Origin of the sequence: Bacillus sp. AFS041924 (assembly GCF_002577195.1) — a bacterium.
GTDB lineage: Bacteria > Bacillota > Bacilli > Bacillales > Bacillaceae_G > Gottfriedia.
Window position 1 is genome coordinate 86,700 of sequence record NZ_NULG01000025.1, and the last position, 12,529, is coordinate 99,228.

11 protein-coding genes are annotated in these 12,529 nt (G+C 32.4%); all 11 read right to left on the minus strand.

What is annotated here, in order from left to right; genetic code table 11:
* Positions 1-207: 207 nt before the first annotated feature.
* The gene (gene hpf, locus COC46_RS09170; protein ID WP_056469534.1) at positions 208-753 is read right to left on the minus strand and encodes a ribosome hibernation-promoting factor, HPF/YfiA family; all 546 of its coding nucleotides are present in this window, start codon (positions 751-753) and stop codon (positions 208-210) included.
* A gap of 266 nt (positions 754-1,019) precedes the next feature.
* Positions 1,020-1,217: a cold-shock protein CspD gene (cspD, locus tag COC46_RS09175; RefSeq protein ID WP_056469532.1), complete on the minus strand. Its 198-nt coding sequence runs from the start codon at positions 1,215-1,217 to the stop codon at positions 1,020-1,022.
* 275 nt (positions 1,218-1,492) lie between these two features.
* Positions 1,493-3,313: an APC family permease gene (locus COC46_RS09180; RefSeq protein ID WP_098809412.1), complete on the minus strand. Its 1,821-nt coding sequence runs from the start codon at positions 3,311-3,313 to the stop codon at positions 1,493-1,495.
* Positions 3,314-3,667: 354 nt separating this feature from the next.
* Positions 3,668-3,916: a flagellar biosynthesis anti-sigma factor FlgM gene (locus COC46_RS09185; protein ID WP_098809413.1), complete on the minus strand. Its 249-nt coding sequence runs from the start codon at positions 3,914-3,916 to the stop codon at positions 3,668-3,670.
* A gap of 166 nt (positions 3,917-4,082) precedes the next feature.
* On the minus strand, positions 4,083-4,778 hold the full coding sequence (locus tag COC46_RS09190; protein WP_098809414.1) for a ComF family protein: 696 nt from the start codon (positions 4,776-4,778) through the stop codon (positions 4,083-4,085).
* Positions 4,760-5,881 carry an ATP-dependent helicase ComFA gene (locus tag COC46_RS09195; protein WP_176545105.1) on the minus strand — a complete coding sequence of 374 codons (1,122 nt, stop codon included), beginning with the start codon at positions 5,879-5,881 and terminating at the stop codon, positions 4,760-4,762. The genes COC46_RS09190 and COC46_RS09195 overlap by 19 nt, the downstream gene beginning before the upstream one ends.
* Before the next feature lie 717 nt (positions 5,882-6,598).
* A complete protein-coding gene (locus COC46_RS09200) occupies positions 6,599-7,441 on the minus strand; it encodes a DegV family protein (protein WP_098809416.1) in 843 nt (280 codons plus the stop codon).
* A 299-nt stretch (positions 7,442-7,740) separates the two neighbouring features.
* Positions 7,741-8,418: a response regulator gene (locus COC46_RS09205; protein WP_098809417.1), complete on the minus strand. Its 678-nt coding sequence runs from the start codon at positions 8,416-8,418 to the stop codon at positions 7,741-7,743.
* Between the two features lie 172 nt (positions 8,419-8,590).
* Positions 8,591-9,760 carry a sensor histidine kinase gene (locus COC46_RS09210; protein WP_098809418.1) on the minus strand — a complete coding sequence of 390 codons (1,170 nt, stop codon included), beginning with the start codon at positions 9,758-9,760 and terminating at the stop codon, positions 8,591-8,593.
* 291 nt (positions 9,761-10,051) lie between these two features.
* Complete coding sequence (locus COC46_RS09215) at positions 10,052-11,095, minus strand: LCP family protein (protein WP_098809419.1); 1,044 nt, start codon at positions 11,093-11,095, stop codon at positions 10,052-10,054.
* Between the two features lie 83 nt (positions 11,096-11,178).
* Positions 11,179-11,799, minus strand: a complete 621-nt coding sequence (locus COC46_RS09220) for a YigZ family protein (RefSeq protein ID WP_098809420.1) — start codon at positions 11,797-11,799, stop codon at positions 11,179-11,181.
* Positions 11,800-12,529 lie beyond the last annotated feature (730 nt).

Genomic DNA, 12,529 nt, shown 5'->3' on the forward strand with positions numbered 1-12,529 from the left:
CGCTCCTCTATTTTAAAGTCATAAACTAAAATGTCATTAAGTAATTAGATACTATTTCTAATTTTATCATTAAATGAAGATAAGTGACAACCTTATGTGAGAATGTTCTATTAGAATTATTTAATATTTTCGAAAATAATCATATAAACCAAAAAAGGACTAAGCTAATACTTTAGCTTAGTCCTTTTATTATTATTTTGTTTAATATTATTTAGCTTCAATTAAGCCATATCGTCCATCTTTTCTAGCATAAACGATGTTAGTTTTATTTGTTTCACCGTTTAAGAATACAAAGAAGTTATGACCTAACATATTCATTTGTAATACAGCTTCTTCTGCATCCATAGGTTTCAAATCAAATTGTTTTGTACGAACTAACTCGATATCGTTTTCGTGCTCCTCTACTGCAACTGCAGATTCAGTAGTTGATGGTGCGAACATGAATTTTAATGAACCTTTTTCTCTTAACTTACGATTCACTTTTGTTTTGTGTTTTCTAATTTGACGATCTAGTTTGTCAATAACTAAATCGACAGCTGCATACAAGTCTGCATGCTCTTCTTCTGCACGTAATAACATATACGTTCCAGGAATAGTTACTTCAATTCTTTGCTTGTCGTGGAATACCTTCGCATTAACTCTCGCCGTTAATTCTTCGTCAAAATAACGATCAAATCGCGATAATTTTTTATCTACGTAATCACGAATTGCTGGAGTAATTTCAATATTTTCGCCTCGGATGTTTAGCATCATATGGGTTTCCTCCTTCATCAAGCTCCAAAAATGAAAGCTGTCATACTTATATTCTACACCTCTATCTGTAATTCCTCCATGAAATTTTTGTCAAATATGAGAAATCTCTTTGTCTATTTTTCGAACTTTATTCGTATAGATCCGATTATGTTTTTAACCACATTCTTAAAAATTTTTTCCAAATAACAAACAAAGGCTTACTCAAATGAGTAAGCCCTCGTGGTCCGAATCTATATAAGCAAATACTTACTTATTAACGGAAAAAATTAAATTTTAGTCACATTAGCAGCTTGAGGTCCACGGTTACCTTCAACGATTTCGAAGCTAACTGCTTGGCCTTCTTCTAAAGATTTGTAACCTTCAGCGTTGATAGCTGAGAAATGTACGAATACATCATCTCCATCTTCGCGTTCGATAAATCCAAAACCTTTTTCTGCATTAAACCATTTTACTTTACCTTGCATTCAAATCCATTCCCTTCAGTCGAAAACTTGTGAATCTTCTCCACATTTCAACTATACATCATGAAACTAGGACAAGTCAAAAGTAGCTTATCGCCTTTTTTTTCGCGAATTCGACAAATAACGAAAAATTCTAATTATTTCTTTATTTATCTTATTCACTTACCCTTTGACTTGTCCCACTATTATTTTCCTAATTTTTTAGAAAGAAATTTAAATCTTTTTTCCTATCAAATGATTTTAATCTTTCAATTGATGTTTTTCCTTAATCCTGGCATTTAAACCTTAAATCGATAAGGTACTGTAGTTACAATAACGCTTCGTTTATGAAGTAAATACGCACGTAATAATAAACTTGATTGATTATGTAAAACATTATGCCAGTTTTTCTTCGTAATAAACTGTGGTATTAAAACCGTAATTTCAAAGCCGTTTTCATGTGCTTTAGCTTCCATTTCATCTATTACTTTTAAAAGTGGTCTAGTAATTTCTCGATACTCGGAATGAACAACAATTAGTTTAACATTTGGATTCCATGCTTCCCATCTTTGTCGCATTTGCTCTTCACTTTCTTTATCAAAAGAAATATAGACAGCATAGACTTCATCAGCAATACCTTGAGCATATTGCATAGTACGTTCGACTACTTTTGTAATCCCGGCAACTGGGACAACCATAATATTCCCGTTAATTTTTTCAGGAATATCATTATTCAATCTTAACTGGTCACCTACTGCTTCATAGTGTTTCCGTATTCTTAAGAATAGAATAACAATTAATGGTAAGAAAACAAATATTGACCAAACTTGATTTAATTTAGTTGTTAAGAAAATAATTGATACTGTTGCTGATATAAATGCTCCAACGAAGTTTGCAATTAATTTCGGGAACCAACCTGCTGGTTTTTCTCTAATCCATTTAATAACCATACCTGTTTGAGAAAGTGTAAATGGTACGAATACACCTACAGCATATAATGGAATTAATTCTTCTGTTTTCCCTTGGAAAGCAATAATAAGTAAAATTGAAGCTACTCCAAGTGTAATAATACCATTCGAGTAACCTAGACGATCTCCTCGAAGTAAATACATTCTAGGCATAAATTTATCACTTGCTAAGTTATATGCAAGTAATGGGAATGCTGAAAATCCAGTATTGGCTGCTAATACAAGAATTAATGCTGTTGTACCTTGGATGAAGTAATAGATTATATTTCGTCCAAATATATCTGAACCTAATTGAGACATAACCGTTTCTTCTGCATTTGGTACAATTCCATACCAGTATGCCAAAAACATTATTCCTGAGAAAAGTACTGCTAAAATAGAACCCATCATCAATAATGTTTTTGCTGCATTTTTATCAGAAGGTTCCTTAAAGTTCGGAATAGCATTCGAAATCGCTTCTACACCCGTTAAAGCAGAACATCCAGATGAAAATGCTTTTAAAAGAATAAATAGGGAGATTCCTGGAACAACCGTACCTATAGCTGAATGTGGTGTTTGTGGTGCATGGCCTGTAAAAACGTTATATAAACCTACGATAATGATAATAACAAGTGCTACAACGAATAAATAAACTGGATATGCCAAAATTGAAGCAGATTCAGTTAATCCACGTAAGTTTAAAATTGTAATACAAATAACCAAAATAACAGCGATAAAGACTGTGTGAGAATGTAATATCGGAAAGGCGGATGTGATCGCGTCCGTACCTGCTGATACACTAACAGCTACTGTCAAAATATAGTCAACTAATAAGGATCCACCGGCAACTAAACCCGGAACCACACCGAGATTTTGTTTGGAAACAACATATGCGCCTCCACCGTGAGGATAGCTAAAAATTATTTGGCGGTATGATAATATTAATGCAAGTAATAAAATCAAAACACCTATACCAATCGGAACCGAATACCAATATGCAACCGCCCCAACCGTCGTTAACACGATCAAAATCTGTTCTGGACCGTATGCTACTGAAGAAAGCGCATCCGAAGAAAGAATTGCTAATGCCTTCGTATTCGATAACTTTTGTTCACTTAATTCTGTCGACTTAAGTGGTTTACCAATTAAGTATCGTTTTAAAATCGATAACATATGTACACCTCTACATAAAAAGTAAAAACTAAACTATTTGAGTTTATCACATTATTATAAGAAATTGTGTGATTTATAAAGAAAATCTTTCCAATAATTTATTATGTTTTTGTCAAAATAATTAATATTAACTTTCCTCTAAATCAAATTAAAATACAATAAAATGAAATACCACATTAATTAAATAGCACTTCAATTGAAAGATGTATTAAATCTGGAAGAAGTTTAATTATAAATTCCTTCTCTAAACATAGAAGAGACTTAGCATATTACTAAGTCCCCTCATCTTTTTTATTACTTCTATATCAACTTAATATTGGATAATTTATTGATCCTTTTCCCCTAGTAAAAACTTTATTTTTTGTTAAAGAAATCAAGCATTTTCTCAGCCACTTCTATTGGTTTAACTTTGTATGTCCCTTCTTCGACTTGTTTTTTTAACCGCTGTATACGTTCATCCCGTGTTGCGACTAACTGACCTTCGATTTGAACATCTTTCGCCTGAGGGGAGATTTCTTCTTTTTTTACTTGTTCTTGTTTATCTTTTTTTAAGTTGTTTTGATCTAAATGAATATTATCTTCAGTAGATGTGTTACTCTTCATTTTTCTCACCTCATCGTTAATCGTGTTATACCTCGTCACTTCATTATTTATGTAGGATGTAAGATTTTTCTAGTTTTTTTGAACTATTATTTCAAATGCACATCATTTATATCGGTAAAATTCTCTGTAAAATTAAGTCCTTTTTCACACGACAAACAACTAACATTTATGCACGTATTAGCGTAAGGGAATTCACTTTTGCAGCACCATTTTGAAATAGAATTGCTGCAGCATCTCGTACTGTCTTACCAGTAGTATAAATATCATCAAGTAATACAATCGATTCATTATCGATTTTTTCTTGCCCGCAAAAAGAAAATACTTGTTCTCGACTTAATCTTTCAAATCGATTTAACTTACTTTGCTTTTCAGTATGCAATCTCTTTAAACAATTTGTAAATTTTAAACCAGCATGTTGAGCGAGCACTTCTACCTGATTAAAACCTCTCTCTTTTAACCTTTCATCACTTAACGGCACTGGAACTATTTTATAATTTTCGAAAGAATTTTCATAGTATTCCCTCAAATGCTCAGCAAATAATGAGGCTAATTGAACATCACCACAAAATTTAAAATAATTTAACCATTCTTTGATCTCATCGTTGTAATGAAAAATGGATTTATTTATAACTAATGGCTTATTTGGATTTAGTTTCCTATACTCTATGCAATTTTGACAATACTTTTGATTATCATTAATATAACCACAGCACGTCTCACAAACTGGACCAGCTATTTTTTTAAATTTCGTTAAACATTGCGAACATACTGTTTCCTTACTTTGAAAAAACAATTTATGCAATGAAAACTTCCCAACAAATTGTACACCACAATACACACAGATCATTTTCGATCTAACCAACCTTTCTTAACCCCTAAATGATTCATTAAAAGAATTTGTTTTTTAGCTTTAGCCATTTCTTCACTAATTCCGTGATGAAAAAAGATAACCTCACCACTCGCATAATCACTATGTCTACCAGCTCTTCCTGCAATCTGTACGAGCGCACTTTCAGTAAAAATCTCCTCATCAGCACCAAGCACTGCAATTTGACTATTCGGTATCGTTACGCCTCGTTCTAAAATTGTCGTTGTAATTAAAACCTGAATATCTCCATTTCGAAATGCAGTTACTTTTTCATGCCTTTCTGGATCTTGACTATGCACTGATGCTGATTTAACTGTTATCTTTTTAACTGCCTCCTCAATAAAAACACTTTCATTAATTGACGGGATAAATAGAAAGATCGGACAGTCTTCTTGGATTAATTTTTTTAGCCATTTTTCTAGAGCATTTGGGAGTTTTTGTGATTTACGGATTGTTTTACGCCAATTACCAATCCATTCGAAGCTTGGTACTGGCAGAGGTTGCCGATGATATCTTGCGGGGACCATAACATTTTTGATTTTGCCTTTTAATGCAAGCTGTTGTTGATCCGTAGAGGGAGTAGCAGTCAACTGAACTGTGGAACCAATAATCGTTCTTGCTTCATTCGCCACCCAATGCAGGTGGGTTTCAATATTATAAGGAAAAGCATCGACTTCATCTATTATTAGTAAATGAAAGGTGTGCCTGAATTTCATTAATTGATGAACTGTACAAATCGTTATCCTATTACGATTCCAAACATCTTCACTTCCTCCATAAAGTACCGCAATTGAAATTGAAGGAAAGGCTTGCCTGAATCGGATTGCTAATTCTAAAACCACATCTACTCGAGGAGTTGTAATACAAACAAATTTACCTTGCAAAAGTGCAGCTTCAATTCCTTCAAACAACATTTCTGTTTTTCCGGCACCACAAACTGCCCAAAGAAGCAGATTCTGATTTTCAATTACAGCTTCAACAACTTTCAAAGAAGCTTCTTTTTGCTGAGGTGAAAGTTTACCATCCCATTCGAGTCCAGTTATCGTATCACCAAATTCCAAATCAACTTCATTAATAACAATTTTTGTACAAGTCATCATCTTCCCCATAATGATACACTTACGACAATACGTACAATGTGATGAACATTTAGCACAGTAATGGGAGGCAAAAAAAAGTTGATTTTGATTACCACATCGAAAGCATTGATAACGCGATTTGACTCTTTGAACTGCTTGAATTATTTTACTTGTTAGAGGAATTTCTTGAGTGTTAATTGTGGGGAGAAGTTGCAGTTTTTTACCAGAAAATTTGTCCATTTTTTACCTACTTTCTTTTTTGATTGTTTGAACGAATAAAACAAAAAGATCCCCATGTTAATAGGCATCTCGGATACATATTATCATCGTTAACTCTATTCATTATTTATTTGTCACCAATTACTGTTACTTTCATCAACTTTTTAAATCCGTTTTACAAACAGTCGAATATTTTGTTTTATACCTAAGTCGAATCCAGTGTAATAATCATAGGAAAGACAAGCATCAGTAACTATAGAAATTTAATTAGTTTACACTCCCCGTTAGTAGTCTTATTCTTCATATATAAATATTACATTCAATCAGTTACTAGCGATAAGAGTAGCAGTGAAAATTTCTTGTCGGCAATTCAGATATTTTGTGTCAATTTAGATAAGATACCATTTTGTTAGAAGTTCGCTGTTCTGATAATCCTTCAAGACGTTATTTACGATTCACTACTTTTAACTTCTCAACAAAGTCAAACAAAAAAGCCCCTACTAGAGGAGCTTCTACTCAAACTACATACCATCCCAAACCTAGGGCACCTTCACCAAGATGTGTCCCAATTACTGGGCCGAAATATGAAATTTCTAATTCAACATTTGGATATGTTTCATGTAGTTGTTGGACTAATTTTTGGGCATCTTCTTCACGATTGGAGTGAATAACAACTGCCTTCATTTTTTCACCTTTTGATGCAACTTCGCCGAATAAATCTGTGATTCTCTTCATTGCTTTTTTTTCAGTTCGTATTTTTTCAAAAGCTACTATTTGTTTGTCTACGAATGTTAGGATTGGCTTTACTTGTAGTAGACTTCCTACAAATGCTTGTGCACTTGAAAGTCTTCCACCTCGTTGAAGATGCGCTAGATCATAAACCATAAAGTAGGCATTTGCCGATTTTTTTATTTCGTCTAAACGTGAGACGATATCAGTCGGTGCTGCACCATTTTGGGCCATTTTAGCTGCCTCAATTACATAGAACCCTTGGACCATACAACTGATTTCTGAATCATAAGCAACTACCTCTAAGTTATCGAACATCGATCCAGCTGTAACCATACTTTGATACGTTCCACTAATTCCACTTGATAATGTGATCGCAACTACAGCATCGTATTCTTTTGATAGCTGTTCGAATTTTTCTATAATCGTGCCATAGGCGGGCTGCGATGTTTTTGGCAAATCTTTCTGTTCTCGGACTTTTAAGAAAAATTGTTCAGCTGTAAGTTCTACTTCTTCTTGGTAGGATGCGTCTCCAAAGATTACATTAAGTGGCAACATATGTATATCTAAAGAATCCCTTATTTCCTTAGGGATATAAGATGTACTATCTGTAACAATTGCAGTTCTCATTTTAATATCCTTTCTTACAAAATAGTAAGGTTTAACTATATTTTAATAGTTTTATTTTACACAACAAACAATGTAAAATCATTGTATTTTATTCTCTTTACTCTGAGCCTATTCGACAATTCTATTAGGCTTAGAAAGACCATTATACTTAAAACCCAATCTATTGAAAAGCAAAACTGAGTGCAGACTATCAGCAATTCGAACCTTTATTCGAGTTTAGATCAATCTGAAAATATCTTTTGATTTTTCTACAAACTAAAAATAGAGTATCAAATTGATACTCTACTCTGTTACTCTAATTATTTCACTTCTACCCAAGCGTTACGGATTGCCGTAACTACAGCATGAGTACGGTCATTTACTTCAAGTTTTTGTAAAATATTACTTACATGGTTTTTGACAGTTTTTTCACTAATGAAAAGAGCTTCACCAATCGCTCGGTTACTTTTACCATCAGCTAACATTTGAAGTACTTCACATTCTCTTCTAGTAAGTAAGTGTAATGGACGACGTACTTCTACTTCACGTGATTTGAATAATTGTTCTTTTAATGATAGTCTTCTAAACTCTTCTACTAGATTATGAGTAATCTTCGGGTGTAAATAGCATCCACCTTTTGTCACAACTTTAATCGCTTCAATAAGTGTATCTGAGTCCATTTCTTTTAATAAATAGCCTCTTGCACCCACTTTAAGAACATGAGTTACATATGATTCGTCATCATGGATAGACAATATGATTACTTTAGCATCAGGATGTTTTTCTAGTAATGCTTTTGTAGCAGTTACTCCGTTCATTGTCGGCATGTTAATATCAATAATAAATACATCTACTTGATGTTGATCCATGATACTTACTACCTCTGTACCGTCTGAACCTTCAGCAACAACATCAAAACTTTCTTCAAAATCTAGGATTCTCTTAATTCCTTCCCGAAACAATTTATGATCATCTACAATTGCAATTCTAGTTTTCATTTAAATACTCCTCTGCCATTTATTCTAGTTTGCCTATCTATCGAAATTTGTAAAATTTGGTAATTTTATATAAATTATTGTATATTTTACCATATATTATTGATAGTTTCGACGCAAATCTCCAAAAACGCGAAATAAAATTTTACTTTTAAAAATTTTCAGACGTTTTTTTTTAGAATTTCAAGTTTAACGCATTCTCAATTTCTACATCTAAAGTGATTCGAATGATCGTTCCAATGTTTAGTTTAGATTCGATTTTAAAATCACCGTTTAACAACTCTACGCGTTCTTTCATTCCTGTTAATCCAAATGAGTTTTCACTTTGGCCTCCTTCAACAGGAAAACCTACACCATCGTCTTTAACTAAAACGTTAATTCTCTTTCCTAAAAACTCTAATTTCACAAAAATCGTTGATGGTTCAGCATGCTTACATGCGTTTTGAACTGCCTCTTGGACTAACCTAAAAATTGCTACTTCTAACTTTGAATTAAGTCTTTTTTCGCTTTGGCCACTATATTCAAATTTAATTTCAATATGTTTATACGATTCGAGCGATTTTAAATATTTATTTAGAGCTGGAACTAATCCTGAGTCATCTAATGCCATTGGACGTAGATCGTAAATAATTCTTCTTACTTCTCCAAGTGCACTACGGACCTGTTCCTTCATATCACCAAGTTCTTTTCTTGCATCTTCTTCTGGTCTTTGGCGATACGTTTTAATTAAAAAGTCTGAACGCATTAATACACTGGCTAGCGTTTGGGCTGGTCCATCATGAATTTCACGAGATAACTTTAAGCGCTCTTCTTCTTGTGCTTGTATCAATTGAAAGCCGAATTCTTGTTTTTGTTTAGCATCTTCAAGTAAATGACTAGCTTGCTTAAAGTCTGTATTTAGATAGTTTAGTACAATTGAAATACGGGCAACTAGCAATTCGGCTCTTTGTAATTTCTCTAGCAAAGTGTGAAGTCTATTTTCTAATTCTTTTCTACGATGAATTAGAATCTTTTCTTCTTTTAATGAAAGAAAATGCTGATCCTGGATACTTTGAATCATTTCATATGTATCCTTGACTTGGGATTCTGTATTATAATCCCCATCCACTTCTGCTTCCGCTAATTTTTGCCGTGCCGCTCTCACTAATAAATCTAATTTAGCCGTATTTTCAATCTTCTCTACTACTTGTAGCTTTACTTCTTCAAGCTCTGCTCTTAATTTCTCATATTCAGAGCGAGTATCTTCAACAATTTCAAACACATGGGACTTACTATCTATAACAGATGTGAGCATGTTATCCATGATCTCATCTAGTGTCTGATTGTCCATTTTCCTAGCTGTCATTCACCATTTCCCCCATTAGCCTATTACTAAATGACTAATAAATTTATGTATATTTAATATTATAATGTAATTAGGATTATAATTGTACAAAAATTTAAAATAAGCAAAAATTTTTATATTTTCCGATACAAACCTTATATTACCAATATATATTGTTATTTTATTATAAATTTTAAAAAATACACACCTTTCTATAACATCATTAACACAACGTTAACAACTATTACAAATATATTACGATATACCCAATAAAAAAAGCTGATTCCGCAAAAGAATCAGCTTTTTACCTATTTATTGATTAGTACTATCTTCGGTTTCAGAGCTATCGCTTGAATTAATTTCATTAGTCGTACTTGTCGCAGGTGGTTTGTCTAAACCTAAGTGAACACGGAATTTACTAGTAATTTCGCTTACACTCTCATCTTCCGGAACATAGTAATAAATACCGTTAATCGTATCATCATGACCTTTTAGTTTAATTGTTTCTAAATCATTTTCACCGATATTAGGTAAATGCTTCGCAAGTGAAATACCACCGCTCATTTTCATATTCGTACTAATGTTTTTACTAAACACTTTCGCATAATCATCCATTTTATAGATTGTTTGAGGTGATTTTATTTCATTTAATATCGCTTGAATTACTTGCTGTTGTCTTTCTTCACGTCCAAAATCACCACGTGGGTCACGTTTACGCATACGAGAATATGCTAATGCCTGTTGACCATTTAAATGCATCATACCTTTAGTAAAGTAAATTTTTTCTCTTGGTGTTGTGTCTGTATTCTCCCAGAAGTCAAATGGTACATCTACATCAATTCCACCAACTGCATCAACTATATTTTTAAAACCATTAAAATCGACTGTTACGTAATAATCGATCGGTACATTTAAGAATTGTTCAACTGTATCAACTGTTAATTGTAAACCACCATATGAATAAGCATGGTTTATTTTAGTTTTTTCTTCGTGCCCTGGGATACTAACATATGTATCGCGTGGAATGCTCATTGTTTTTATTGTTTCCTTTTTTGGATTAAAAGTAGCAAGGATCATCGAGTCAGTTCGTCCACCCTTTCCACCAGTTGAATAATTTTCAATACCTAAGAAGAGAATTGAAATAGGATCTTTCGATATTTTAACTTTTTCATTTCTTAAGTTTGAAGAAATATCTTCACCTTTTGTTGCTTTATTTAATTCTAAATATGTTCTAACACCTTTATATCCTACAAATACTAAGGCCACTATTATGATTAGTAATAATAATCTACGAAGTAAGCCTCTTCTTTTCTTTCTTCTTTTCTTGGCCGATTTTCGAGAATAATTCTGATTCATAAGTTCGAATAGACCTCCTTTAAAATTAGTATGATTGTTCTATTTGAAATTAGTCAAAAATTTTACTATTAAAAAAAGCAAGACTACATGTATTTAACAATACTTTCATTTATCTGGCAACTACCATTCGTTAACTCAATCATCCAGTTTTTGAAAATGTCAACCTCATCAATCTTAATCCAAAGTTCAAAGCTTACTTCATCCATATGGATAATATTTTCTAAATGATAGTGTGAGTTTCGTATAGCGAACTCTACTTTACCTAATAATTTATAATTAATCTTTATATTCATTACTTTAACTAAAGAGCGTTCTATAATCCCAACAAAATTTAACCCTTCACTAACTGCTTGTCCATAAGCGCGAATTAACCCTCCCGCTCCAAGCTTTTTCCCGCCAAAATACCTTGTTACTACAACAACGGTATCCTTTAACCCTCGCTTTTTTAAAACTTCTAACATCGGGACCCCGGCAGTTCCACTTGGTTCGCCATCATCATTGGCTTTTTGAATTTCATCATTTTCACCAATTAAATATGCAGAGCAATTGTGAGATGCATCAAAATGCTTTTTTTTGATTTCTGAAATGAATTGCTGTGCATTAGCTTCATTTTTTACTTCATTTATATAACAAATAAATTTCGATTTTTCGATTTCAATCTCATGACTGCCAAAGCCACGAACTGTGAAATAATTTGCTAGCATTTAACACCTAACCTTTCGACTAAACTATACAAAATTTCGACTCACTTCAATATATTACTACAATTATTAAATCCGTTCCTTAAAAAACACTAATATTCTTCAAAAGTAAGTATTTACTGACTAGAATGAATACAGTAACATTAAGAATGAGGAATTAATTTAAAGGATATCTAAAAAATCATAAATAATCCTTTTTTGATAAGGCAAGACACTTTTCATCCATATAGCAACTACATTTCCTACTTATACATATAAAGAAATCTATACAAAGTCTGATTCCACATCAAGAGTTTTCCACTCAATTTAACCTAAAAGTAACAATATTGAAAACTAAGAAGACAAAATCATCTCATCATTAGTCCATTCCATGTAATCAACTTATTCTTTCATTTAACAATTTAAAATTTTAATGCAAGAGTTTACGTTACCTCTATTTGTCAGAGGTTGAAGATTATTCTAAATATGAAAAATATTAGAATCATATTTCTTAAGCGGTAATAAGCTTAATAATGCGGCAATTAAAAATTGAAAATCTTGAACTAAAAATGGAGAGGGAGTTGATAATTGGCGGCATACTTATTTTCTTATGAATAGACAACGTATAGAATCCCTAAATTGATTAATAATACATTTTAAGGAAAATCATCAAAATATTGTTACTACATATTTGATTGAATTTTTAGTAATAAAAATATTCTAAGACATGTTGTTAATAAAAAAATCTAACATA